Origin of the sequence: Streptococcus australis ATCC 700641 (assembly GCF_000186465.1) — a bacterium.
GTDB classification, from domain to species: domain Bacteria; phylum Bacillota; class Bacilli; order Lactobacillales; family Streptococcaceae; genus Streptococcus; species Streptococcus australis.
On the sequence record NZ_GL636091.1, the window covers coordinates 1,240,907 to 1,266,078 of the forward strand.

29 protein-coding genes, 1 riboswitch and 1 other annotated feature are annotated in these 25,172 nt (G+C 41.6%); of the genes, 23 read left to right on the forward strand and 6 right to left on the reverse strand.

The genetic code is table 11. The annotated features are described in order from the left end of the window. The first annotated feature begins 4 nt into the window (after positions 1–4). The 6 genes from cmk to HMPREF9421_RS05675 all read left to right on the forward strand — a co-directional run bounded on the left by cmk (position 5) and on the right by HMPREF9421_RS05675 (position 4,208). Positions 5–688 (forward strand): (d)CMP kinase, encoded by a 684-nt coding sequence (cmk, locus tag HMPREF9421_RS05650; RefSeq protein WP_006596044.1) that lies wholly within the window; start codon positions 5–7, stop codon positions 686–688. Positions 689–708: 20 nt separating this feature from the next. After that, positions 709–839: a sequence feature (ribosomal protein L20 leader region), on the forward strand. A 15-nt stretch (positions 840–854) separates the two neighbouring features. Further along, complete coding sequence (gene infC, locus HMPREF9421_RS05655; RefSeq protein WP_006597373.1) at positions 855–1,385, forward strand: translation initiation factor IF-3; 531 nt, start codon at positions 855–857, stop codon at positions 1,383–1,385. 33 nt (positions 1,386–1,418) lie between these two features. Next, entirely contained in the window at positions 1,419–1,619 is a 201-nt protein-coding gene (gene rpmI, locus HMPREF9421_RS05660) for a 50S ribosomal protein L35 (RefSeq protein WP_001125942.1), read from the forward strand. A 49-nt stretch (positions 1,620–1,668) separates the two neighbouring features. Continuing rightward, positions 1,669–2,028: a 50S ribosomal protein L20 gene (gene rplT / locus HMPREF9421_RS05665; protein WP_000124834.1), complete on the forward strand. Its 360-nt coding sequence runs from the start codon at positions 1,669–1,671 to the stop codon at positions 2,026–2,028. Between the two features lie 133 nt (positions 2,029–2,161). Continuing rightward, positions 2,162–2,629: a deoxycytidylate deaminase gene (locus HMPREF9421_RS05670; protein ID WP_006597396.1), complete on the forward strand. Its 468-nt coding sequence runs from the start codon at positions 2,162–2,164 to the stop codon at positions 2,627–2,629. Positions 2,630–2,720: 91 nt separating this feature from the next. Next, positions 2,721–4,208, forward strand: coding sequence for a hypothetical protein (locus HMPREF9421_RS05675; RefSeq protein ID WP_006596047.1), 1,488 nt, complete (start codon positions 2,721–2,723; stop codon positions 4,206–4,208). 198 nt (positions 4,209–4,406) lie between these two features. Here the strand turns inward: HMPREF9421_RS05675 and HMPREF9421_RS05680 are convergent, their stop codons facing one another. Genes HMPREF9421_RS05680 through HMPREF9421_RS05695 form a run of 4 tightly spaced genes read right to left on the reverse strand, consistent with a single transcriptional unit; the run spans position 4,407 to position 7,353 of the window. After that, the gene (locus tag HMPREF9421_RS05680; protein ID WP_006596048.1) at positions 4,407–5,264 is read right to left on the reverse strand and encodes a cysteine ABC transporter substrate-binding protein; all 858 of its coding nucleotides are present in this window, start codon (positions 5,262–5,264) and stop codon (positions 4,407–4,409) included. An 11-nt stretch (positions 5,265–5,275) separates the two neighbouring features. After that, the gene (locus tag HMPREF9421_RS05685) at positions 5,276–6,034 is read right to left on the reverse strand and encodes an amino acid ABC transporter ATP-binding protein (RefSeq protein ID WP_006596049.1); all 759 of its coding nucleotides are present in this window, start codon (positions 6,032–6,034) and stop codon (positions 5,276–5,278) included. A gap of 1 nt (position 6,035) precedes the next feature. Then, positions 6,036–6,713 carry an amino acid ABC transporter permease gene (locus tag HMPREF9421_RS05690; RefSeq protein ID WP_006596050.1) on the reverse strand — a complete coding sequence of 226 codons (678 nt, stop codon included), beginning with the start codon at positions 6,711–6,713 and terminating at the stop codon, positions 6,036–6,038. After that, a complete protein-coding gene (locus tag HMPREF9421_RS05695; RefSeq protein ID WP_006596051.1) occupies positions 6,673–7,353 on the reverse strand; it encodes an amino acid ABC transporter permease in 681 nt (226 codons plus the stop codon). The genes HMPREF9421_RS05690 and HMPREF9421_RS05695 overlap by 41 nt, the downstream gene beginning before the upstream one ends. A 233-nt stretch (positions 7,354–7,586) precedes the next feature. On the opposite strand from HMPREF9421_RS05695, the gene HMPREF9421_RS05700 reads away from it, so the two are divergent. From HMPREF9421_RS05700 to HMPREF9421_RS05725, 6 genes are all read left to right on the forward strand, one after another. Next, the gene (locus HMPREF9421_RS05700) at positions 7,587–8,081 is read left to right on the forward strand and encodes a hypothetical protein (protein ID WP_006596052.1); all 495 of its coding nucleotides are present in this window, start codon (positions 7,587–7,589) and stop codon (positions 8,079–8,081) included. 506 nt (positions 8,082–8,587) lie between these two features. Continuing rightward, positions 8,588–9,037, forward strand: coding sequence for a hypothetical protein (locus HMPREF9421_RS05705; RefSeq protein ID WP_006596053.1), 450 nt, complete (start codon positions 8,588–8,590; stop codon positions 9,035–9,037). Between the two features lie 192 nt (positions 9,038–9,229). Further along, positions 9,230–9,922 (forward strand): ABC transporter permease, encoded by a 693-nt coding sequence (locus tag HMPREF9421_RS05710; RefSeq protein WP_006596054.1) that lies wholly within the window; start codon positions 9,230–9,232, stop codon positions 9,920–9,922. Positions 9,923–10,115: 193 nt separating this feature from the next. Further along, positions 10,116–11,306 (forward strand): methionine adenosyltransferase, encoded by a 1,191-nt coding sequence (metK, locus tag HMPREF9421_RS05715; RefSeq protein WP_006596055.1) that lies wholly within the window; start codon positions 10,116–10,118, stop codon positions 11,304–11,306. A gap of 403 nt (positions 11,307–11,709) precedes the next feature. Further along, on the forward strand, positions 11,710–13,260 hold the full coding sequence (locus tag HMPREF9421_RS05720) for a BCCT family transporter (protein WP_040803013.1): 1,551 nt from the start codon (positions 11,710–11,712) through the stop codon (positions 13,258–13,260). Between the two features lie 250 nt (positions 13,261–13,510). Continuing rightward, positions 13,511–13,834, forward strand: a complete 324-nt coding sequence (locus HMPREF9421_RS05725; protein WP_003096828.1) for a potassium channel family protein — start codon at positions 13,511–13,513, stop codon at positions 13,832–13,834. Here HMPREF9421_RS05725 and HMPREF9421_RS05730 read toward each other — a convergent pair. Next, a complete protein-coding gene (locus tag HMPREF9421_RS05730; RefSeq protein WP_002891204.1) occupies positions 13,805–14,086 on the reverse strand; it encodes a protein rep in 282 nt (93 codons plus the stop codon). The genes HMPREF9421_RS05725 and HMPREF9421_RS05730 overlap by 30 nt on opposite strands. A 352-nt stretch (positions 14,087–14,438) precedes the next feature. Here HMPREF9421_RS05730 and HMPREF9421_RS05735 point away from each other — a divergent pair, with 352 nt between their 5' ends. The 10 genes from HMPREF9421_RS05735 to HMPREF9421_RS05780 all read left to right on the forward strand — a co-directional run bounded on the left by HMPREF9421_RS05735 (position 14,439) and on the right by HMPREF9421_RS05780 (position 23,909). After that, the gene (locus tag HMPREF9421_RS05735) at positions 14,439–14,873 is read left to right on the forward strand and encodes a CopY/TcrY family copper transport repressor (RefSeq protein WP_006596058.1); all 435 of its coding nucleotides are present in this window, start codon (positions 14,439–14,441) and stop codon (positions 14,871–14,873) included. Continuing rightward, positions 14,870–17,098: a heavy metal translocating P-type ATPase gene (locus tag HMPREF9421_RS05740; RefSeq protein ID WP_006596059.1), complete on the forward strand. Its 2,229-nt coding sequence runs from the start codon at positions 14,870–14,872 to the stop codon at positions 17,096–17,098. The genes HMPREF9421_RS05735 and HMPREF9421_RS05740 overlap by 4 nt, the downstream gene beginning before the upstream one ends. A 48-nt stretch (positions 17,099–17,146) precedes the next feature. After that, positions 17,147–17,353 (forward strand): copper chaperone CopZ, encoded by a 207-nt coding sequence (gene copZ, locus HMPREF9421_RS05745; protein ID WP_006596060.1) that lies wholly within the window; start codon positions 17,147–17,149, stop codon positions 17,351–17,353. Positions 17,354–17,591: 238 nt separating this feature from the next. Further along, positions 17,592–18,854: a UDP-N-acetylglucosamine 1-carboxyvinyltransferase gene (locus tag HMPREF9421_RS05750; RefSeq protein WP_006596061.1), complete on the forward strand. Its 1,263-nt coding sequence runs from the start codon at positions 17,592–17,594 to the stop codon at positions 18,852–18,854. 12 nt (positions 18,855–18,866) lie between these two features. Then, on the forward strand, positions 18,867–19,418 hold the full coding sequence (locus tag HMPREF9421_RS05755) for a GNAT family N-acetyltransferase (RefSeq protein WP_006596062.1): 552 nt from the start codon (positions 18,867–18,869) through the stop codon (positions 19,416–19,418). Further along, positions 19,411–20,688: a CBS-HotDog domain-containing transcription factor SpxR gene (gene spxR / locus HMPREF9421_RS05760; protein WP_006596063.1), complete on the forward strand. Its 1,278-nt coding sequence runs from the start codon at positions 19,411–19,413 to the stop codon at positions 20,686–20,688. Before HMPREF9421_RS05755 ends, spxR begins: the two co-directional genes overlap by 8 nt. A gap of 18 nt (positions 20,689–20,706) precedes the next feature. Beyond that, positions 20,707–21,567: a methionyl aminopeptidase gene (locus HMPREF9421_RS05765; protein WP_006596064.1), complete on the forward strand. Its 861-nt coding sequence runs from the start codon at positions 20,707–20,709 to the stop codon at positions 21,565–21,567. Positions 21,568–21,655: 88 nt separating this feature from the next. Continuing rightward, positions 21,656–22,624: a YihY/virulence factor BrkB family protein gene (locus tag HMPREF9421_RS05770; protein ID WP_006596065.1), complete on the forward strand. Its 969-nt coding sequence runs from the start codon at positions 21,656–21,658 to the stop codon at positions 22,622–22,624. Between the two features lie 116 nt (positions 22,625–22,740). Beyond that, complete coding sequence (locus HMPREF9421_RS05775) at positions 22,741–23,205, forward strand: MarR family winged helix-turn-helix transcriptional regulator (protein ID WP_006596066.1); 465 nt, start codon at positions 22,741–22,743, stop codon at positions 23,203–23,205. Continuing rightward, positions 23,202–23,909, forward strand: coding sequence for a B3/B4 domain-containing protein (locus HMPREF9421_RS05780; protein ID WP_006596067.1), 708 nt, complete (start codon positions 23,202–23,204; stop codon positions 23,907–23,909). Before HMPREF9421_RS05775 ends, HMPREF9421_RS05780 begins: the two co-directional genes overlap by 4 nt. 145 nt (positions 23,910–24,054) lie before the next feature. Here the strand turns inward: HMPREF9421_RS05780 and HMPREF9421_RS05785 are convergent, their stop codons facing one another. Continuing rightward, entirely contained in the window at positions 24,055–24,492 is a 438-nt protein-coding gene (locus HMPREF9421_RS05785) for a GtrA family protein (protein WP_006596068.1), read from the reverse strand. A 28-nt stretch (positions 24,493–24,520) separates the two neighbouring features. Further along, positions 24,521–24,657: riboswitch (PreQ1 riboswitch) on the forward strand. Here HMPREF9421_RS05785 and HMPREF9421_RS05790 point away from each other — a divergent pair. After that, on the forward strand, positions 24,655–25,164 hold the full coding sequence (locus HMPREF9421_RS05790; RefSeq protein ID WP_006596069.1) for a QueT transporter family protein: 510 nt from the start codon (positions 24,655–24,657) through the stop codon (positions 25,162–25,164). It overlaps the preceding riboswitch by 3 nt. The last annotated feature ends 8 nt before the right edge of the window (positions 25,165–25,172 follow it).

Genomic DNA, 25,172 nt, shown 5'->3' on the forward strand with positions numbered 1-25,172 from the left:
AGCTATGAAACAGATTCAAATCGCGATTGATGGCCCTGCATCTAGCGGGAAGTCAACTGTTGCTAAGATTATTGCTAAAAATTTAGGCTACACTTATCTCGATACGGGTGCCATGTATCGCGCAGCGACCTATCTGGCTCTTCGTCATGATCTGACTGAAGCAGATGTTGACCAGTTGGTTGATTTGCTGAACCAATATCCTGTGAGCTTTGGGCGCTCTGAAGACGGGCAGCAATTAGTCTTCGTAGCTGATGTCGATGTGACTCATCCAATTCGTGACAATGAAGTGACCAATAATGTCTCTTGGGTATCTGCCTTGGCTCCTGTCCGTGAGCGCTTGGTAGCCCAGCAACAACAGATTGCTGCTCAAGGTGGGATCGTCATGGACGGTCGTGATATTGGGACGGTTGTCTTACCAGATGCAGAATTGAAGATTTTCCTAGTGGCTTCTGTAGAAGAACGTGCAGTACGTCGCTATAAGGAAAATTTGAGCAAGGGCATTGAAACAGATTTAGAAGTATTGAAAAAAGAAATTGCTGAGCGGGACTACAAAGACAGTCACCGAGAGGTTTCGCCATTGAAACCAGCAGACGATGCCATTCATTTTGATACGACTGGTGTCGGAATTGATCAAGTGGTTGCATTTATTGAAGAAAAAGCAAAAAAAATCCTTGACAATCCATCATAAACTTGATATCATATAAAAGTTGAGAAAAGCAGAAGTGAGAACTTCTCGCCTTGCGACTAACGTTGTCTGGCCCCTACGGATCAAGTTTCAGAAATGAAATATAATCATGTAGTGCGGGTTTGCGTTAGCAAGTCCGCTCTTGTTTTTCTCTAAAATAAAAAAAGAGGTGAAAACCATAGCAAAGCAAGACTTATTCATCAATGATGAAATTCGTGTACGTGAAGTTCGCTTAATCGGTCTTGAGGGCGAACAATTGGGTATCAAACCACTTGGTGAAGCGCAAGCACTTGCGGACGACGCTAATGTGGACTTGGTTCTCATTCAACCTCAAGCTAAACCTCCTGTTGCGAAAATTATGGACTACGGTAAGTTCAAATTTGAGTACCAGAAGAAACAAAAAGAACAACGCAAAAAACAAAGCGTTGTGACCGTGAAAGAAGTTCGTTTGAGCCCAGTTATCGACAAGGGTGATTTCGATACAAAACTTCGCAATGCTCGCAAGTTCCTTGAAAAAGGGAACAAAGTGAAGGTTTCCATTCGCTTTAAGGGTCGTATGATCACCCATAAAGAGATTGGGGCAAAAGTTTTAGCCGATTTCGCTGAAGCAACTCAAGATATTGCTATCATCGAACAACGTGCTAAAATGGATGGTCGTCAAATGTTCATGCAGTTGGCACCAGCAACTGACAAGAAATAATCTGTCAGAAAGTTAAAAAAAGGAGAAAATATCATGCCAAAACAAAAAACACACCGCGCATCAGCTAAACGTTTCAAACGTACAGGTTCTGGTGGACTTAAACGTTTCCGTGCTTACACTTCTCACCGTTTCCACGGAAAAACTAAGAAACAACGTCGTCATCTTCGTAAAGCATCTATGGTGCATTCAGGAGATTTCAAACGTATCAAAGCAATGCTTACTCGCTTGAAATAATCGCGTATTTGTAAGTAAAGAATTCTAGGAAATATTGGAGGAAATATAAATGGCACGTGTTAAAGGTGGCGTTGTATCACGCAAACGTCGTAAACGTATTCTTAAATTAGCTAAAGGTTACTATGGAGCTAAACACATCTTGTTCCGTACTGCAAAAGAACAAGTAATGAACTCTTACTACTATGCATACCGTGACCGTCGTCAAAAGAAACGTGACTTCCGCAAATTGTGGATCACACGTATCAATGCGGCAGCTCGTATGAACGGACTTTCATACTCACAATTGATGCATGGTTTGAAATTGGCTGAGATCGAAGTTAACCGTAAAATGCTTGCTGACTTGGCTGTTAACGATGCAGCAGCTTTCACAGCTCTTGCAGATGCAGCTAAAGCAAAACTTGGTAAATAATTAATAAAGAGATCCGCATGGATCTCTTTTTCTTTGAGTGAACGAATCGGCTGTGACAGTGTTATCTTTTTTTCTTGCTGATTTCGTGCTATAATGAAAAAAATTTAGAATGTTCATGAAGGAGGACAAGACTGTGGGACATAAACGATTAGCTTGGGATGAGTATTTTGCAGCACAGGCTTTGTTAATATCAAATCGAGCAACTTGTAAGCGAGCCAAGGTGGGTGCTGTATTGGTCAAGGATCATAAGGTGGTTGCGACGGGTTACAATGGCTCTGTCTCTGGTACGGAGCATTGCTTGGATCATGACTGCCTCATGGTGGAGGGACACTGTGTTCGGACCCTCCATGCAGAGGTCAATGCCATTTTACAGGGAGCGGAACGGGGGATTCCCAAAGGTTTCACAGCCTATGTGACCCATTTCCCTTGCCTCAACTGTACCAAGCAGCTGCTTCAAGTAGGCTGCAAGCGGGTAGTTTATATCCATCAATACCGCATCGATGAATATGCTCAGTATCTCTATCGTGAAAAAGAAGTAGAGCTAGTCCATCTTCCATTGGAAGTGGTCAAAGAAGCTATTGCAGAGGCAGACTTTATTTAAGAATGGATTGCTGTCTCACTACCTACAATTATATTGAAAGCTTATTTTTGAGTTCACGCTTCACTGATTCGTCTAGAGGGAGGAGATTGTGATGAACCGTAAAATTTGCTACCTCATTCTCTTACTAGTCCAGATTCTTGAGGCTCTTTTTCAAGTATTTATGCTCTTATCCGGAGAGCCTGGAAACGGAGAGAATCCCCCTATTATCTGGTTGTCAATCATTCAGATTCTTTTATGGATGGCTATTCAAGTCTTTCTCACAGTTAAAATCTGGAAAGACCAGGAGAAGGCGGAGGGGCTTCTTCTTTATGCTCTCTTCCTCGTCCTCAGCATCTTTTGGCCACAAGAGGTTCCCATTGCTTTGTTTGGTACTGAGGTTGTGATGAGACTTTCTCAACTTCCAACCTTAGCGATTGTCCTGATCATGATCAATAAGGTGGAGTGGCCTCGTCTTCGTTCTTTAGTTGGTCAGGAAGGGACTTGGTATCCAATCGTTCCGTTGGTTTCCTTGGGGATCAGTATCTTACAATTGGTCGATAGGATTCCTGTTGTCTTACGCTTGTGGAATATATTGGATCATTCAAAATCTGACATTTACTGGAGATTATTTGAAGGAGTGGACCAAGAAGTCCTGCTTGTCATCTTGTTGTCCAGTTTCTTCGTCATTAAGAGTCAGAAGGTCCTATTTGTGCTCAGTTGCCTTTATGCTTGTTACTATCTCCCTTCTGTCACGCTAGACCTACTCGTTTTAAAGACGACTTCACCCATTCCTTTTTACCATTCTGTCATTTCCCTTTATCTGGTATATAGACAGAAGGAAAGCTTGCAGAAGCTGCTTGGGACGCGGTCAAGTGTCTATACTGACAAAGATGGTGCTGCAAGTGGAGATGAAGAAGAGTCAGCTGAGCGGTTAGAAAGTCAATGGGGATCGGATGAGGTAATCTCCGGAAATAAGGAATCTTCGTCCTTATTATCCGATTTGCTTTCTTACCCAAAACGATTTGGCTATCCTAATGTATTCGTCTTGATGAAAGAAAAATTAGTTATCGCTCCCCTTGTTATGTTATTTGGGAACCAATCGAGTGATAATGGTGAAGGAGTAGTAACAAAGGGGTTAGAGACTGGGCAAGAAAGGCCTACAGTGGACGTGACTTTGGAGCAAGACGACAATAGCAATCAGTCGTTTGAGAACTCTAGACAGCCTGTTAACGGGGTCTTAACCAATAAAGGAAATGCATCGTCTCTTTATTCGTATCTTTTTGCTCTTCCCAAATGGCTAGGTCTTACTTATTACGGCTTGGGTATCATCGGACTCTTCCTGACCGGCCCTTTTGCCTTCATCCTTTTTTATGCAACGGGTATCCATTTGGTTTTATTCACAATCGGCTTTGTCTCAAGCCAGTTCGCTTTGGCGATAGAATCTCGACTTCTCTGGGCTTCGGCAAGTATTTTCTATGGTCTATCAGCTGTTTATGGATTGCTCTGGCCTCTACAGATCCTCTCTGTCTGTTTAACCATCGATGTCCTATTAGGTATATGCTTTTGGAGGAAACGACTAGATGCCACAAGTGGAAAATAGTTTTTGACAAGAAAAAGAGGCTGGGACAAAAGTCCTAGCCTCTCAATTGTCTTTGGATTGTCGAGCAAGACGCAGTGGTTGAGTGGGCTCTACTACGCTGATTTCATCAGCTTTTACAGCCCTACTCAACTGTGCGGAGGTGGGACGACGAAATCGAATTCTAACGAATTACCGATTTCTGTCCCACTCTCTTATTTGTTATTTCACTTCGCCACCTTCAACAACGAGGTCATCTGCTTTTGCAGCATCGCCGTAGGTTGGGTGAAGAGTTTTCTCGTAAGCTTTGTGGAAGAAGTTTTCTTTTCCAAGCTTTTGAATGTCATCGTTAATGAAATCGAGGAGTTCTTTGTTTCCTTTTTGAACCGCTGGTGCGATAGTATCTGGATCACCAAGTGATGTAATTCCAACTTCGTATCCTTTGTTTTCAAGAGCCCAAGCAAGGACTTCTGTGTTGTCTGTTGAGAAGGCATCGCCACGTCCATCTAGAAGAGCTTGATAGGCATCGCTGTATTGGTCATATTTTTGAAGTTTTACTTCTGGATGGTTCTTTTCGAAGTAGGTTTCAGCAGTAGTTCCCTTGGTTACGATCAAGGTTTTTCCTTCCAATTGTTTCACATCTGTGATGACCTTATCTTTAGGAGATACCACACCGAGTGAAACCTTCATGTAAGGAAGGGCGAAGTCTACTTGTTTCTTCCGCTCATCTGTTACGGTGAAGTTGGCTAAGGTGATATCCACTTTATTAGAGATCAGGTATTCCGCACGGTTAGCCGCATCCACTGATACATATTTCGGTTTGACACCAAGGTCTTTAGCTAATTGGTTTCCTAGTTCGATATCGTAACCTTGGTAGGATCCATCATTATCAACATAACCAAAAGGTTTTTTGTCTCCAAAGACTGCGATACGAAGCTCGCCACTTTTCTTGATTTCTTCAATAGTACGTGCTTTAGAGCCGGTAGAAGAAGATGATGACTTGCTAGAGCCACATGCAGTGATAAAGAGCAAAGCGAGAGCGAAGGTAAAAAGAACTAAAATTGGTTTAATGAATTTCATAAAAATCTCCTTTATAGATATGAGCCAAATTGGCTAAAGTCAAATACATTTAAAAATTCTTGTGCTCGTTGGGTTTGTGGGTTGGTAAAGAAGGAGTGAGCACTTCCTTCTTCGGCAATTTTGCCCTGATCCAAGAAAATGATTCGATCGGCAATAGCTTGTGCGAACTGTAACTCGTGGGTCACCAGAATCATGGTCCGTCCTTCTTGAGCCAGGTCGTTGATGAGTTCTAGGACTTCCCGCACCATCTCAGGGTCTAGAGAGGCTGTCACCTCATCGAAGAGGATAATTTCTGGATGCATGAGGAGGGAGCGGACGATGGCTACCCGTTGCTTCTGTCCACCAGACAACTGCCTTGCGTAGCTATGTTTCTTCTCCAAGAGACCGACCCGTTCCAGTAACTCTTCTGCTTCCTTGATGACTTCCTCTTTAGCTCGTCCTTGAGCTTTTGTAGGACCAAGAATCAAGTTTTGGAGGACGTCTAAATGGGGGAAGAGTTCATAACTTTGGAAGACCATCCCAATCTTTTGGCGGACCAGGTGGAAGTCTTTTTGGTTTTTTGTAATGGATTGACCATCCAAGAGGATATCGCCAGCTTGGATAGTTTCTAAGCCATTGATACAACGAAGGAGGGTACTCTTACCACAACCAGAAGGCCCCAAGATCACCACGACCTCCCCTTTTTGAACCTTGAGGGAAAGCCCTTGGAGGATAGGAGTGTCTCCAAAGGATTTTTTTAGGTACTTGATTTCTAAAATGGTTTCAGACATATTAATTCCTCCAGTGGTTTTCTAACTGTCCTGCTAATTTGGAAATAGGGAAGCAGACAATAAAGTACAAGACTAAAATGGTTCCATAAATCCAAAAAGAAGCGGTTGGGATGGTCAGGCGGTTGCTATCGATGATTTGTTGGCCGACCTTGGTAACTTCTACAACCCCGATGAGGACCACTAAGGAGGTTGTCTTTATCATACGGGTAATCAGGTTAATAGCTTGCGGAAGCAAGCGTCTGAGAACCTGTGGGATGATGATGTAGCGGTATAGTTGGACCTTGCTTAATCCTAAGGCTTGTCCACTTTCAAACTGGTGTTTTGGAAGAGAAGTGATGGCCCCTCGGACTAAATCTCCCATCTCAGCCGTTCCCCAAAGGGTAAAGACGATAATGGCTGAACTTTCACCGGAAATGTTTATGTTGAAATTGCGGGCCAAACCAAAGTATACGATAAAGAGCAAGACCAACTGGGGCATAATCCGGATAAATTCCAGATAAAAGCGAGTGAGCAGACGAATGACTTTTGAATGGGAAGTCATCACGATTCCGAGTAAAGTTCCAAGGATCATGGATAGGAAGACAGAGATAATGGAAATCCCAATGGTCACGCCCAAGCCTTGGAGTATCCGAAGGAGATTATTTCCCTGAAAGAGTACTTGGATTCCCGAATCCTGCATGGCGTAATCTCCTTTCTATCCAACTAAAGAGAAGTGAAATCGGTAGCAAGAGAAGTAGATAGGCAATGACCAACATGGTCAGGGCGATATCTGTCTCGTAATAGAGTCCGATCAAATCTTTTGCGACATACATGAGGTCAGCTAAAGCGACTACAGAGAATACAGAGGTCTCTTTAATCAGGAAAATGACATTGGCACTAAAGGAAGGCAGAGCCACTGCGGTCGCTTGCGGTAGAATCACATAGCGAAAGACCTGTCTGGGTGTTAGTCCAATGGAGAGACCGATTTCATGCTGGGTTTGGCTGACAGCTTCTAGACCGCTTCGGAAGGACTCAGCCATATAGGAACCACCTAAAAAGATGAGACCAATCGTTGCACAGACTTCTGAAGAAAGGACGATTCCTATCCTTGGCAATCCAAAGTAGAGGAAGAAGAGCTGAATCAAGAGCGGTGTATTTCGAGAAAGTTCGATGTAACAGCCAGCTAGTTGACTTAAAATCGGTATACGATAATGTCGGATGATACTGACAATCAGTCCTAAAAGAAATGAACCTAAAATCCCCCATACTGCAATGTGAAAGGTCAAGAAAAAGGCCTGCTGGTAGAGTGGAAAATATTGTTCAACAATTGACCAATCCAAAAATGATTTCCTCCTCTCTAATGAGCAAGGAAAAAAGAAATGCTACCTTACTGATTAGAAAATAATACAGTCATTGTAACACGAAAAAAATCATTTGAATAATATGGATAATTTATCAAGCTGATAGATAAAATTTATCACTCATCATAGCTGATGCAATAGATCATCAAATGGGGTATAATAGGAGTAAGAAACTCTAAATCACTTAACCTTATAAAAGAGGAGGAATAGCGATGACAGATCAAGATCCACAATATGAATCAAACCAAGGGCATCAAGGTGTGACTGAGGGGGCTGTTCAGCCATCCATGGCGGGGGAAGAGCAGAATCCCCCAAAAAATAAAGACAAAGAGGCATATGTTTTAGGAGATAGTCTCCTTTCTAACAATGACATGAAGCCAGAAAAAAGATTCGGAAGTACGATAGTACTATCTATTGCACTTGTTTTAGCAAATATATACCTAGGATGGTCTCTACTCGTCGCGATTGCATTTAGTGAATGGACAATTATGCTACAACTCCATTTTCTCTGTATTATCATTGCGACCCTTCTGCTTTGGAACGGAAAAACGATGGGGAATAGAATAAGTCTCTATACATCCGCAGTTTTATATTTTGTTTCGATGATTGCAGTGTATGACCCAGCTGGGGGAATATTTTTGTTTATGCCTATTGTAATAGCTATAGTGGTTTTTTTCGGAACTGTAATGTTTGATAATGGAGAGTAATTATAGAAGATAGGGCGAAAAATCCTATCTTTTTTATATAGCGAGAAAATATGGAGGAAGCGGTTACAAATTGTGTTATAATGAGAGGTAATAAATCAATTTATACTTTACTTTGAAAGTGGAGTGAAATAAATGGTATCAGGGCTAATTTATTTTGTAACCTTTCTTTATATTTCGACTGTTTGGATAGCAGGTAATGAAAATGGATCGGGTACGATTATGTTCTTCGATTAGAAAAGAGCATACCTGGTATCCAATCCTTCCGTTACAGTTTATCTCAGTTTGTTTGGTCCTCGACATTTTACAAGGAGCAATTCTATGGGATATAAGGATAAAATAAAGAATAAAGAGAACTTTTAGTTTAGATAGGCTAAAGCTTACTCTTGAAATTAGTTTTTAAGAGATAGTATTGAATAGATGGATATAATAAAAGAATAATGGAATAGTGTATAATTGTTTTAAAAGAAAACATAAATAAAATAATAAGAAAAGGAAAGGAGAAAGCTATGCCAGATCAGCAGAATAATGTTGAAGAAAATAAAGATAGGATTAGGATAAGTGGAGATGGTTTTAATTCGGCACCTATTCAGAATTATCCAACAAAAATCAAATTTACTTCCATTCTTCTTTCAGTCGCCTTTTACTTATCCATTATCTATCTTGTATTGTTTATCTCTTACTTTGCACTTTCGGGTAATGCTTGGGGACTTTTCATTTTAATTTTTCTAGGACCAAACTTATTAAGTATTGCTATTGGGGCCATTTTTCTTAGAATAGGGATGGAGAAAGGAAATAAGACGCTACTCTATACGAGTTTCGTACTTTATATACTGTCCATTATTTTAGCTTATGATCCAGACTGGGGAGTTTTCCGAATTGCACCGATAGTTTTAGCTATTCTTGTTTTAATTGGAACAATCCTAGCGAAAGAAGTTAAAGAAGTATTGAGATATTAAGAAGGGAGAAACTCTTTTAAATCAGTATTTGCTTGATCAATGATCTTATCGAGTCAAGAAATTCTATCAACTTGTATATTTTTAAAATGTCATTTGATGTATGGAAGGATTCAGTGAATATCACATAGAAATTCGTTAATTCCAGCTTTTTAAGAAAGGCAAAATATTTTAGAAAAATGTCAGGAGAAAATTATGACAGATCAACAGCTAAATTGTGAAACAAACCAAGACAAAGACGGAATGCCTGAAGAATCTATTCAGCCACGAATGGGGGCTCAAGGCCCAGAAAACCCTGCTCAGCCACCAATGGGGGCTCAAGGCCCAGAAAATCCTACTCAGCCACCAATGACGTATCAAGATCTAGAAAATCCTGTTCAACCACAAATGTCGGATCAAGGTCCAGAAAATCCTGCTCAGCCACCAATGGCGGAACAAGCCCCAGAAAATTCTACTCAGCCACCAATGACGTATCAAGATCTAGAAAATCCTGTTCAACCACAAATGTCGGATCAAGGTCCAGAAAATCCTGCTCAGCCACCAATGGCGGATCAAGGTCCAGAAAATTCTGTTCCTAATAGGGGCCTTCTAACTCTTGTATTTTTCGTAAATATGGGCTTACTGATGCTTTTTATAGGTAGTGCTGTGATAGCAGGACCATGGGGAATTGTTTTCCTAATCTTTTTGGGATCTTATCTTACTTGTTATATTGCTGCGACAGTCTTGCTTGGCATTGGAACGAAAACGGCTAATAAGACGATGCTATTTGTTTCAGTAACTCTCTATTTTGCCTCCATGCTTTTTGCTGGTGATCCAGCTTGGTTAGGTATTCAAATTCCATCTATCATTTCCACTATCCTTGTATTAATAGGGACCTTGCTACTGTAGGAATTAGAGTTGGAAAGAGGTTAAGTTAAAAGATATAGTTTCAAACTATATCTTTTTCTTTTTATAAAAAAAGGAATACTGGTGCAAAATCGTGATATAATAGTTAAGTTATATGGTCCCGATAAGGTGGTAGAAAGCATCTACCAGTTCTTTGTAACTCTATAACGATTATTTTTTAAGGGGGGACATTTTTATGTCAGAACGTAAATTATTCACGTCTGAATCGGTATCTGAGGGGCATCCAGATAAGATTGCAGACCAAATTTCAGATGCTATTTTGGATGCTATTTTAGAGCAAGATCCAGAAGCACACGTGGCTGCAGAAACAGCTGTTTATACTGGTTCCGTGCATGTCTTTGGTGAGATTTCAACTACAGCTTATGTCGATATTAACCGTGTGGTTCGTGATACCATTGCAGAGATTGGTTATACAAACACTGAGTATGGATTCTCGGCTGAAACAGTGGGAGTCCACCCATCTTTGGTGGAACAATCTCCTGATATCGCTCAAGGGGTTAATGAAGCTTTGGAAGTCCGTGGAAACGCAGACCAAGATCCACTTGACTTGATTGGTGCAGGTGACCAAGGTATCATGTTTGGTTTTGCGGTGGATGAAACAGAAGAACTCATGCCATTACCAATTTCACTCAGTCACAAGTTGGTTCGTCGGTTGGCAGAGCTTCGGAAGTCTGGTGATATCAGCTACCTTCGTCCAGATGCCAAGTCACAAGTCACTGTTGAGTATGATGAAAATGACCAGCCAGTGCGCGTGGATACGGTGGTTATTTCAACTCAACACGATCCAGATGTCAGCAATGAACAAATCCACCAAGATGTGATCAACAAGGTCATCAAGGAAGTGATTCCAGCTTCTTATCTGGATGATGAAACAAAATTCTTCATCAATCCAACTGGTCGTTTCGTTATCGGAGGACCTCAAGGAGACTCAGGTTTGACGGGTCGGAAGATCATCGTGGATACCTATGGTGGATACTCACGTCACGGTGGTGGTGCCTTCTCAGGTAAGGATGCGACTAAGGTGGACCGTTCCGCTTCTTATGCAGCTCGCTATATCGCTAAAAACATCGTGGCAGCAGGGCTTGCTAAGAAGGCAGAAGTGCAATTGGCTTATGCGATTGGGGTGGCTCACCCTGTATCTGTTCGTATCGATACTTTCGGTACAGGAACAGTTGCTGAAAGCAAATTAGAAGCAGCAGCGCGTCAAATCTTTGACCTTCGTCCTGCAGGGATTATTCAAATGTTGGATCTCAAACGTCCAATCTACCGTCAAACAGCGGCTTATGGACATATGGGACGTACTGATATCGATCTACCATGGGAACGTTTGGACAAGGTAGAAGCCTTAAAAGAAGCAGTTAACTAAGGAGATAGAAAGGAGGCCGGGACAAAAGTCCTAGCCTCTCAATTATCTTTGGATTATCGAGAAAGACGCAGTGGTTGAGTGGGCTCTACTACGCTGATTTCATCAGCTTTTACAGCCCTACTCAACTGTGCGGAGGTGGGACGACGAAATCGAATTCTAACGAATTACCGATTTCTGTCCCACTCTCAAGAAATAGAATTCCTAGGAAATCATTGAATTATCAATCACCCTACCAAGTTTTTCTGAGTTACTTGAAAAGTCTAACTTAATTTGACAATTTAGGTTCTTAAACGTCTCTAGTTAATCAACTAAAAATTATAACTAGCTGGGTGTTATCTAATCTCCCCTCATTTTTAAGTTATTATCATTTTTGATATAATGGTAGAGAATGAAAGGAGATTTTATGTCAACTAAAAATTTAACGCCGGTCTTAAAAACCTCTTTTGTGCTACTGGCTATCCTGGTCCTTCTTGGTATTGTTATGCCTGACGGCTACCAAGTTTGGTCAGAACAACTAAGGGAAGTTATTTCAGATAAACTTGGCTGGTTTTACTTATTACTGGTCACGTCAATCGTTCTACTTTGTGGCTTTTTCCTGGTTAGTCCCGTTGGGCAAATCAAACTGGGGGAACCCAATTCGGTGCCTGAACACTCTACTATCTCTTGGATTGCCATGATATTTTCTGCTGGAATGGGAATCGGCCTTGTCTTCTACGGTGCCGCAGAGCCCTTATCCCATTATGCCATTTCAACGGTACGAGCTACCCCAGGGTCGCAGGAAGCCTTAGCCGATGCTTTCCGTTACACTTTCTTTCACTGGGGCATCCATGCCTGGGCAATATATGCTTTAATCGCCCTGGCCCTCGCCTACTTTGGTTTCCGAAAAAAAGAGAAATATCTTTTATCGGTTACCTTAAAGCCCTTGTTTGGTAAAAAAACAAACGGTAGCCTTGGTAAGATTTTAGATACGATTACAGTGGTCGCTACTGTTATCGGGGTGGCAACCACTCTTGGTTTTGGGGCAGCCCAAATCAATGGGGGACTCAACTACCTCTTTGGTATTCCAAACAATGCCCTTGTGCAAGTTATTATCATCATTATCACAACCATCCTCTTTACCATTTCAGCCCTTTCTGGTCTTGGAAAAGGGGTAAAAATCTTATCAAACACCAATCTTATTTTAGCGATTGGACTACTCGCCATCACCATAATCATCGGTCCCACAGTCCAGATTTTTAATACCTTGACCGATAGTATCGGACTGTATATTTCCAATTTCTTCCGTATGAGTTTCAGTGCTGGTTCCTTTGGTCAATACAATCGTGACTGGATCAATACTTGGACGATTTTCTATTGGGCTTGGTGGATTTCTTGGTCACCATTCGTGGGAGTTTTTATTGCCAGAATTTCTAAAGGACGTAGTATCAGACAATTTCTATCCATCGTCTTATTAGCACCGACTGTATTAAGCTTTTTATGGTTTTCTACCTTTGGAACACTTTCAACGCATGTTCAATCACTTGGAAATGTAGATTTAACACAGTTTCCAAGTGAGCAGACCTTGTTTGCAACCTTCAGTCAACTGCCATTTGGTTTTATTGCCTCCGTTGTTGCCATCATCTTGATCATTACCTTCTTTATCACGTCAGCAGACTCTGCGACCTATGTGCTAGCTATGCTCTCTGATGATGGGAATCTCAAACCAAAGAATAACCTTAAAATCTTCTGGGGCGTACTACTTGCGACTATTGCCATCGTCTTACTTCTTTCAGGGGGCTTAGTAGCCTTGCAAAATACGCTGATTATCGTAGCCTTTCCATTTTCACTCATCATGGTACTGATCATGGTTTCCCTAGTCATTGAATTGCTACACGAAAAAGATAAGATGGGACTGTCAATCACACCGACACGATACCCTAAAAAAGATCAACCCTTCAAATCTTATGAAGAATAAATAACCCAATTTGTAAAACGAAGCTAGACAGAAAAAGCCATCTATGTTAGGCTCAGATAAACACCACATTTGTCTGAAAGGAACTAAGATAAATGACCTATACTCATCTTACCACAAACGAGCTTGTAACGATAGAGGCTTACTATCAAGAAAACATAATAAAAATTAATATAAAAAGTGTCTAAAATACATATTTAAACACTTTTTGTATGCTATAATTTTCATTAACACTATAACAAAGGAGAACCAAATGAAACGTTTAAATACTCTATTTCATATTATAAAAGTTACAGGTTTTAATCAATTTTTGATAAGTTTTGTAAGTTTTATTTTTATTTCAGGAGGAATACTTTTATTAGTTGAACCTCAAATAAGTAATTACTGGGATGGACTATGGTATGCTTTTGTCACATCAACAACAGTAGGTTACGGAGATATACTAGCTACTACTCTAATCGGACGTATTACTAGCGTCTTTTTAACTGTATATGGACTTATTTTTTTTGGATGCTTATCAGCCGTAATTGTCAATTACTACAGCAAATTAAATACATCTAATAATAAAACTGACTAACATATTTCTTAGTAACTGTAAAAAATAATTCTTTCTCTGCCAATTCCAAACGGCTACAATTTCCTGACCTCGCGATACTTCTTGACTATCCTCTCCAGTCTGAACAAGATTACCATCTTCGACATCATCTAAGTCTAATTCTTTCTTGATAGTCTTGAAGAGTTTTCCAAATCCAATCTGTCGTTTCCGATAAAGTCCCTCAAACAAATCACCCGTTATCCGTTCCTTCGTCTCTTCAGGCAAGACAATCACTTGTTTGTCATTCTCTTTCTCGACATCAAATGGATTTTACTAATATTTCTCAAAATTATGAGGCTGGGACAAAAGTCCTAGCCTCTTTATTGTTTTTGGATTGTCGAGCAAGACGCAGTGGTTGAGTGGGCTCTACTACGCTGATTTCATCAGCTTTTACTGCCCTACTCAACTGTGCGGAGGTGGGACGACGAAATCGAATTCTAACGAATTACCGATTTCTGTCCCACTCTCTTTTTATGAAATTAATCTACAAAAGTAAACAAAACTATTGACAAACAAAATGGAAGGTGTATAATGTAACTACAAATGTAAATTAATTGTTCTTGATGAGAGCTAGAAAGGTAAAAGAATGGCAAAGATTTCAAGTGCGGAATGGGAAGTCATGAGAGTTCTCTGGACTAAGGGGGAAGCGACTTCTACAGAAATAACCAAGATTCTCTCCACCAAGCAGGACTGGTCAGCTTCGACGGTGAAAACCCTCTTAGGACGATTGGCTGATAAAGGCTATTTGACAAGCCGAAGAGAAGGTCGGACCTATTTGTATCAGACCATCCTCAATGAAGAAGAGGCTAATTTTACAGCTGTTAATGAAGTTTTAAGTAAGATCTGCTTGACCAAGCATGGTCACATATTGGAGCGATTAATCCAGCAAACCCCTATGACCGAGGAGCAAATGAAGGGGTTGCAAGACCTCCTGGCTTCGAAAGTGAGCGTGGAGCGGGTTCAATGTGATTGCCAACCTGGCCAGTGTCACTGTGCCAGTCATGTGGAGGAAGATAAATGAAAGAAGAAACTTTTGTCGTCAATGGGATGACGTGTGCATCCTGTGTGATCAATGTGGAGAAAGCTGTTAACCATCTTGAGGGTGTTGAAAAAGCGACAGTCAACCTAACCACTGAAAAAATGACGGTTGAATATCAGGGGGAACCTTTGAGTCCAGAGGCTATTTCAAAAGCAGTAGCGGACGCCGGTTATGAGGCAGTAGTATACAATCCAGATACAGCTAAGAGCCAAGAAGAGCGAGAAGGTGACAAGCTACAAGTGATCCGAAAACGCCTCTTTTGGTCTTCCGTCTTCACCCTGCCTCTCTTTTATCTAGCAATGGGGCCCATGATTGGCCTACCGGCACCTGCATTTGTTTCACCTGATCAAGCACCTGTGGCTTATACTCTTGTTCTTTTGTTCTTGACCATTCCCGTGATGATCTTTGGACGAGCCTTTTATCGAAATGGCTTCCGAACCCTTCTAAAAGGCCATCCCAATATGGATGCTTTGGTAGCTCTAGCGACTAGTGCAGCCTTTCTTTATAGTCTTTATGGGACTTATCACATTTTGCTTGGCCACCACCATCACGTGCACCAGCTTTATTTTGAATCTGTAGCCGTGATTTTAACCTTGATTACTTTGGGTAAGTATTTTGAAACATTATCAAAAGGGCGTACTTCTCAAGCTATCAAAAAGCTCATGCATCTGGCGGCTAAAGAGGCAACGGTCCTACGTGATGGAAAGGAAGTGAAACTACCTGTAGAAGACTTGGTCATTGGAGATCAGATCCTGGTCAAACCAGGTGAAAAAATAGCCGTTGATGGTCAAGTGGTTTCCGGACAATCAGCCATTGATGAAAGCATGCTGACGGGTGAATCTATCCCCATCCAAAAAACTGAAGGCAGTCCAGTTTACGCAGGTTCCATTAATGGACAAGGTAGTTTGGTTTATCGGGCTGAGAAAGTTGGTCGGGATACCTTACTAGCACAAATCATTCAGCTGGTGGAAGATGCCCAACAAACCAAAGCACCGATTGCCAAGATTGCGGATCAAGTGGCAGGAGTCTTTGTCCCTGTAGTCATGGGGATTGCCCTCTTATCAGGCCTCTTTTGGTACTTTATCATGGGTGAAACTTTCACCTTTGCTATGACGGTTACGATCAGTGTCTTGGTCATTGCCTGTCCATGTGCCCTAGGCTTGGCGACTCCGACAGCCATTATGGTGGGCACAGGCTTAGGGGCAGAGCATGGAATCCTCTACAAGAGGGGGGATGTCCTTGAGTTAGCTCACCAAGCGCAAGTCTTGGTCTTTGATAAAACGGGGACCATCACTCAAGGTAAACCTCAGTTGTCTTCTTCCTATACCTATGGTCAAACGAACCATGCCTTACAAGTCCTAGCTTCTCTGGAAGCCAAGTCCGAGCATCCATTGGGACAAGCTATTTTGGATGCTGCGAAAGAAGAGCATGTAGACATCTTAGAGATGGAAAACTTCTCTAGTCTAACAGGAAGGGGCCTCACTGCTAACTATGGTGGGAAGGTTTATCTGGCTGGGAATCAAACGCTCATGGATGAGGAAGGAATCGATATTCATCTTGCCAAGGCTGACTTGGAGGACTTAACTCAGGATGGACAAACCCCGATTTTCTTAGCTGAAGATGGACAACTCATGGCCCTTTTTGGGGTAGCAGACCGGATCAAGGAAGATAGTTTAGAAATGGTTGCTAGCCTAGAAAAAATGGGCAAGAAGGTCATCATGCTGACTGGGGATAATGAACGGACTGCTCAGGCTATTGCCAAGAAGGCTGGAATCCAGCAGATCATCAGTCAAGTGCTTCCTCAAGAAAAATCACGGGTGATCCAAGATTTGCAAGCAGAAGGCAAGTCTGTGATCATGGTGGGAGATGGAATCAACGATGCACCAGCTCTTGCAACTGCGGATATCGGGATTGCCATGGGATCTGGGACAGATATCGCTATGGAAAGTGCCGATATCGTCGTCATGAAACCGCAATTGATGGATGTTGTCCGAGCCTTGGAAATTAGTCGTTACACGATTAAGACCATCAAGGAAAACTTGTTCTGGGCCTTTATCTACAATGTTTTAGCCATTCCGGTGGCGATGGGGCTTCTCTATCTCTTTGGTGGCCCGCTCTTAAACCCGATGTTAGCAGGTCTAGCCATGAGTTTTAGTTCAGTATCGGTTGTACTGAATGCTCTCAGATTAAAGAGAAAAAAATTGTAAGAACTAGGAGAAAAGTTACCTCCTCGAGTAAAAGAAAGGAAAATAATTATGTCAAAAACATACGAAATTAGTGGAATGAAATGCCAAGGTTGTGCCAATGCTGTCACTGAAAAATTATCCGCAGTAAAAGGTGTGGAAGAAGTAAAAGTTGATTTAGAGAAAAAACAAGTAACCATTGAAGGGAAACCTTGGAAATGGTCTTTGAGTCGAGCTTTAAAAGGCAGTAAATATGAATTAGGAAATGAAGTGAAATAAAGTCAGGAAAGGCGGTCCGAAAAGGGCTGCCTTTTTTAAAAAAACAACAAGAGAACACATAAATAAATTAGGTTTGCAAGCAAAAATATAAAAAAATAGCAAAACATATAGTTGAGGTTTTTTAAGGATTGGATGGACCGATCAAAAGATAAGAAGTAGTGGAAAATGAAGCGTTTTTATGATATAATAGATGCGGTAATTTTTTACCGAATGATTGAAAGAGCTTATACATATTTACATGAAAAAAATTATAATTAATGGTGGTCACCCTTTAAAAGGTGAGGTGACCATTAGTGGTGCAAAAAATAGTGTGGTGGCCCTCATTCCAGCAACTATTTTAGCAGACGAAATTGTGACCCTTGATGGTGTTCCAGATATATCAGATGTGGCTAGCTTGATTGACATTATGACCCTCATGGGGGCAAAGGTGGAGCGAGATGGGGAGACTCTTATTATCGATCCGCGTGGTGTACAAGATATGCCAATGCCATTTGGAAAGATCAACAGTCTTCGCGCTTCTTACTATTTCTACGGAAGTCTATTGGGACGTTATGGCCAGGCAACTGTCGGTCTACCAGGTGGATGTGACCTAGGTCCACGTCCCATTGATCTGCATTTGAAAGCCTTTGAGGCGATGGGCGCTAAGATGACCATGGATGGTTCGAGTATGAACCTTTCCACAAATGGGGAGCGTCTCCGTGGCGCAGCTATCTATATGGATACGGTTAGCGTTGGAGCAACTATTAATACCATTCTGGCTGCTGTTAAGGCGGAAGGTCGTACTGTTATTGAAAACGCTGCTCGTGAACCTGAGATTATTGACGTCGTGACCCTTCTCAATAATATGGGAGCACACATTCGTGGTGCGGGTACAGATATCATTACCATTGAAGGAGTAGACTTTCTCCACGGGACACGTCACCAAGTGATTCCAGATCGCATCGAAGCAGGGACCTATATCGCCCTTGCTGCAGCTGTTGGAGAAGGGATTCAAATCAACAATGTCCTTTATGAACACTTGGAAAGCTTTATCGCTAAGCTGGAAGAAATGGGTGTTCGGATGACCATTTCTGAGGATAGTGTGTTTGTTGAAAAGCAAGAAAATCTGAAAGCTGTTCACATTAAAACCTCTCCTTACCCTGGATTTGCAACTGATTTGCAACAACCCTTGACTCCTTTGCTCTTGACCGCTAATGGAAAGGGAAGCATCGTAGATACCATTTATCAAAAGCGGGTCAACCATGTGGCTGAACTGATGCGCATGGGAGCGACCATTGAAACAGTTGGTGATCGCATTGTTTACCAAGGACCAAACCAATTAACAGGAGCTCCAGTTAAGGCGACAGACTTGCGTGCAGGCGCTGCCTTGGTGATTGCTGGATTGATGGCACAGGGTAGAACGGAGATTACCAATATTGAGTTTATCCTTCGTGGCTATTCGCATATTATTGAAAAATTGCAACAATTGGGAGCTGACATCGAGCTGATTGATGAAGCATAACGAACGATTTTTATGAACATTTGGACGCAACTAGCAGCATTTTCATGTTTTGAAACAGAGCGCCTCTTCTTGAGGCCCTTTCTATATAGTGATGCGGCTGACTTTTATGCCATATCCTCCAATCCAGAGAATTTGCCTTTTATTTTCCCAGCACAAACGTCCCTAGAGGAATGCCAGTATGTCTTGGCCAATTATTTTCTAAAGAATCCTTTAGGAATATGGGCGATTTGTGACAAGGGAACAGACCGTGTGATTGGATCGATTAAGTTTGAAAAGTTGGATGAAATTAAGAAAGAAGCAGAACTTGGTTATTTCTTACACAAGAACTATTGGGGTCAAGGCCTCATGACAGAGGTTGTCAAAGAGATTACCTTCTTGTCCTTTCAGGAATTTCATCTCAAACAAGTCCGAATCATTACCCATGTTGAAAATATAGCCAGTCAACAGGTGGCTTTACATGCCGGTTATAGTTTGAAACGGCAATTCAAGGGGAGTGACCGCTATACCCGAAAGATGCGGGATTATTACGAGTTCTGCATAGATAGAGGAGATCTCAATGAGTAAACACCAAGCGATTTTAGATTATTTGGAGAAACTACCCATTGGCAAACGTGTCAGTGTGAGAAGTATCTCGAATTATTTGCAGGTGAGTGATGGGACCGCCTATCGGGCCATTAAAGAAGCTGAAAATCGTGGAATTGTTGAAACGAGACCTCGTAGTGGGACAGTTCGTGTCAAGTCCAAAAAGGCAGTCCTAGAACATCTGACTTTCCGAGAGATTGTAGAAATTACCGGTTCGGAAGTCTTGGCAGGAAAAGAAGGGCTAGAACGAGAGTTCAACAAGTTTTATATCGGGGCCATGACAGAAGAGCATATTTTAGATTATGTCTCTGAAGGTGGACTCCTCATTGTGGGAGACCGAACCAATATCCAACGTCTGGCTCTCCAACACGACAATGCTGTTCTTGTAACCGGTGGTTTTGACGTCGATCCTTCTATTTTGGAACTGGGTCGCAGTGGTCAAACTCCTATCCTACGTACCAAGCATGATACCTATACCGTGGCGACCATGATCAACCGTGCTCTCGCCAACATGCAAATTAAAACAGATATTCTAACGGTCGAACAAGTCTATTCGCCTATGCATGAATATGGTTTTTTGCGGGAAACAGATACCGTACGTGACTATCTAGATTTGGTAAGAAAAAGCCGGTTTAGTCGTTTTCCTGTCGTCAATCAACACCAGATGGTTGTTGGAGTGGTGACCATGCGAGATGCCGGAGACAAGACGCCCCAGACAACTCTGGACAAGGTCATGTCCCGTAGCGTCTTTACGACAAACCTATCTTCTAGTATCGCCAATGTCAGTCAACGCATGATTGCAGAAGATTTTGAGATGATTCCTGTTATTCGCAGCAATCAGACCCTGTTAGGGGTTATTACTCGTCGTGCGGTCATGGACCGGATGAGCAAGGAGCAATTGTCGGGCTTGCCAACCTTCAGTGAACAAATCAGTCAAAAAGTAGTTCTGCAAGCCAATCATTTTGAATTGACGGTTGAACCAAGTATGTTAGAAAAGAGTGGTGTTCTCTCGAATGGTGTTCTCACTGAAGTTCTAACAACAGTCACTCGCCAACTCATGATGAATTCTGGAAAAAATTTAATTATCGAACAGCTCTTGGTCTATTACCTCCAAGCTGTTCAAGTGGACGATACCTTGCGGATTGAAACGCGTATTGTCCGACAGACTAGACGATCGGCTATTATAGATTTTGATTTGTATTTGAATTTACAGTTAGTTACGAAGGCCACCGTCACTTTGAAAATTAATTAGAATGGAAGTAGGAAATAGATGATTACATTGAAATCACAGCGTGAAATCGAAGCCATGGACCGAGCAGGAGACTTTCTTGCTAGTATCCATATTGGCCTTCGGGATTTGATCAAACCAGGTCTCGATCTGTGGGAAGTAGAAGAGTATGTTCGACGTCGCTGTAAAGAAGCCAATGTCTTGCCCCTTCAGATCGGTGTAGAAGGAAGTCTGATGGACTATCCCTATGCGACATGTTGTGGGATCAATGATGAGGTAGCTCACGCCTTTCCTCGCCACTATGTCTTAAAAGATGGTGACCTCTTAAAGGTGGATATGGTCTTGTCTGAACCCTTAGACAAGTCTGTTGTTGATGTCTCAAAGTTGGACTTTGATAATGTTGCACAGGTGAAAAAGTATACAGAAAACTACTCTGGTGGTTTGGCTGATTCTTGCTGGGCCTATGCAGTTGGGAATGTTTCCCAAGAAGTCAAAGATCTCATGGATGTCACCAAAGAATGTCTCTATAGGGGGATTGAACAAGCGGTTGTCGGAAATCGTCTAGGTGATATCGGAGCTGCGATTCAAGAATATGCTGAAAGCAAAGGTTATGGTGTAGTACGCGATTTGGTCGGTCACGGTGTAGGACCAACTATGCATGAAGAACCAATGGTGCCTCATTACGGACGTGCAGGACGTGGCTTGCGATTACGTGAAGGGATGGTACTCACCATTGAACCAATGATTAATACCGGAACTTGGGAAATCGATACCGATATGAAGACAGGTTGGGCCCACAAAACCCTTGACGGTGGACTTTCTTGTCAGTACGAACATCAGTTTGTTATTACTAAAGATGGACCGGTTATTTTGACCAGTCAAGGCGAAGAAGGAACCTATTAAAATAAGTAGAGAGGAAAGAATGGAGCTGAAGATAAATAACGGTTTCGCTCTTTTCTCTTTTTATGACTTTGTTTAGGGGAGGAAAGATATGAAAAAGTTTCTAAAATGGCTAGGCCAACGACCGTTTATAAAGGGGTTCTTGCGCTTTTATATGGCCTCTGAATCGGACATCACAAGTATAGCAGTGGCCTATTATTTATTGATTTCCATTCTCCCTTTATTGTTGATTGCAGCCAATATTCTCCCTTACTTTCAGATTCGTCCGACTCAGATTTTGCTGACCTTGCGTGAAGTATTACCTGCCTCCATGTACCGCATTGTCTTGCAAGTGATTTCATCAGTGCTTACTAAGCCGTCTACTGGTTTACTGAGTTTCTCCATCATTTCGGCTTTATGGGTCTCCTCACAGTGTATCGCTTACCTGCAGAGAGCCTTCAATAAAAGTTATGGAGTGGAGAAGGAGAGGGGGATTATCTGGTCGAGAATCTTCAGTATTTTGATTAGTTTTGCTCTGCAAGGTCTGTTTGGTCTATCTCTGGTTTTGACCATGTTTGGCCGGATGATTATTCGTTCTGTCTATGAGATTTTTAAGTTTGATGAAAGTATCTACCTTCGTCTCTTAAATATTTCAGGACCTTCGGTTTACTTCCTTCTCTTTTTAACCTTGCTCTTGCTCTATTACACCCTACCCAATATCAAAATTCCTAAGTTTCGCTATGTCTTTCCAGGAGCCATCTTTGTGACAGCAGTCCTTTATTTGACCTTGAATATTTTCTGGAAATATGTTGATCACTACATCACGAGTTTCCTAGATGCTCGTTTCTTCGGGTCAGTCCTTTTAGCAATCATTATGTTCTGGTTTATCCTGGTAGCTAAGGTGTTGATTATTGGCTGTATCTTAAATGCTAGTATTCAATATGCGATTGAAGCGAGATTTGAAACAAAAGATGGGGATGTGGTAGCCAAGTACAAGTCTTCTAAGGTAGCTTTTCACCAAAAGGAAGCTTCTCTCAAGCGTCGTTTCCATCTTAAAAACTTGAGAAAAAAACAGGACTGATGTTAAAGAATAAAATAGGAGCAAGCCGGTTTTCAGCCGGCTTTTTTCTGGTTGTTATTTTTGTTGCATTTGCAATAAAAATGTGATAGAATCATTCATAAAGAAAGGAGGAACAGATGAAGGTTCTAAGAGAGATTGGCATCATAGCCCGAGCCTTAGATTCGATTGCCAATATTGAGTTCCGAGATTTGGATCTGGCAAGAGGTCAATACCTATATTTAGTACGGATCGGGGAGCAACCAGGGATCATTCAAGAGGAGTTATCCGATTTATTAAAAGTGGATCGCTCAACAGTAGCCCGCTCTGTTAAAAAATTAGCTGATAAAGGTCTCATCCGAGAATTAACTGATTCTTCCAATCAAAAGATAAAAAAATGGATTCTAACGGAAAAGGGACAAGCGCTTTATCCTTTTATCCTTGCTGAGCATGCTTATTCTGAGAAGACTGCCCTAAAGGGGTTTTCAAAAGCAGAAGCCCTTCAATTAGAGGAATGGCTTTCAAAGATGAGAGAAAACATTGCGGCGGATTGGGAGCTAGTTAAAAAAGGCAAAAAAAGAAATTATAGTGAGGAAAAGAAATGAAATTTACAGTAGATCAAGAGTTTTGGGATTTGTTTCCCCAAGCACAAGTAGTGGTGATGACAGTAGAAGGTATTGACAACCACGTCGACGAAAGCAAGGATCCCTATTTTAAGGATTTACTTGACAAGGGAGTCGCTCGATCAAAAGTCTTCATCGATGATGAACAATTCACTGCCAGCCCAGTCGTTCAAGAATGGCGTCAGGCTTTTACCAAATTCAAGACAAAAAAAGGAGCTCGTTCTTCCATTGAAGCCTTATTGAAACGTGTTTCGCAAGGCCGGGAGTTTTATCCTATCAATCCTTTAGTGGATCTGTATAATAGTGTATCTCTTGCCTATGCTATCCCATGTGGTGGTGAGGATATGGAAAAATTAGCCGGAGGCTTATCTTTAGGGAAAGCCAAGGGTGGAGAGCCATTCTTCCCGCTAGGAGCGGAGGAAGATGCTCCAGCTTTGCCGGAAGAGATTATCTATTATGACCAAGAAGGGGCTGTTTGCCGTTGTTTAAACTGGCGGGAAGCTCAAAGGACCATGCTGACAGAAGAAACTCGACAGGCTATTCTTGTGATGGAAGCAGTGACTGAAGAGCAAGCGGAACGCGTCCAAGCTGCCATGGACGAATTAAAAGGCCTAGTCAAGGACTATTTTGGGGTAGAAGGAAAGATTACTTATTTTACTGCCCAAACATCTAGTTTAGAAGTTTAAAAAAGGAGAGTGGGACAGAAATCGGGAAATTGGTTAGAATTCGATTTCGTCGTCCCACTCAACCACTGCGTCTTGCTCGACAATCCAAAGACAATTGAGAGGCTGGGACTTTTGTCCCAGCCTCATTTTTGGCTTTTCACGGAAGTTACTTCTTATTTCGGAAGACAAAAAGTTTACTGAAAACATAGTTCAAAATGACAATCATAAATTGGGCAGCAAAGGTTTCGATGGTATTGATAGCCGTCCGATTCATGTTGACAAACTGACCAATGATTTGCGGATACTGGGTCACAAAGATTGTGGTCATTAGGAGATCCAGAATCAGAGTACCCATTCTAGCGAAAGTGAAGACAATTAACCGTTTAAACCAGCCTTTTCTTTCTTGTTTAAAGACAATAGTATCATTGGTAGCAAAAGCAAAGAGAATGCCGGCAATATTTCCAATCAAGGTAGCTAGTTGTTCCTGGTCTGTCAGTTGGAAAACAATCAGCCGAGTAGCAACAGAAACAATCGTTGTAGCAACACCAAAGATCAGGTAGGCTAAAATTTCATTATTAAAGATTCGATGGACTAGTTTTTTCATACAATTAGTCTATCATAATTCCCTTATTTGTGCTATACTTATAAAGTTGATTTGTCGCATGCAACTCTATTAGATGGGTTTCATTAGCAAAGATCAACCCTTGGTGCTTAGCTTCTTTCACCAAGCATATTAGATGCGGGAAAACCGCTAAAGGAGAAAACGATGAAAAACTATACTGTTCGTGACTTGGCACAGATTGCCCTAGTTGCAGCTCTCTATGTGGCCTTGACCATTACTCCCCCATTGAATGCCATCGGAAGCAATGAGATCCAATTCCGTGTCTCTGAAATGCTCAATTTCATGGCTTTCTATAATCGGAAATATATTTGGTCGGTGACAATTGGGTGTATGATTTCTAACTTTTTGAGTTATGGGATTGTCGACGTGGTCGTTGGTGGTGGATCTACTTTGGTCTTCGTTACACTTGGAGTATATCTCTTTAAACGCTATGAAAAGACAGATCTCTTTAATGGATGGATTCGCAAGGATCATTTCTTATTCTCAATTTTCTTTGCCCTCTCTATGTTTACGATTGCCTTAGAATTGCATATCTTAAACAAAACACCATTCTTCTTGAATTGGTTGACAACTGGTTTGGGTGAATTTGCTTCCCTGATTGTCGGAGCTATTTTGATCAAAAAGATTGCCCAACGAATTGATTTGACTCAATAATCCACTAG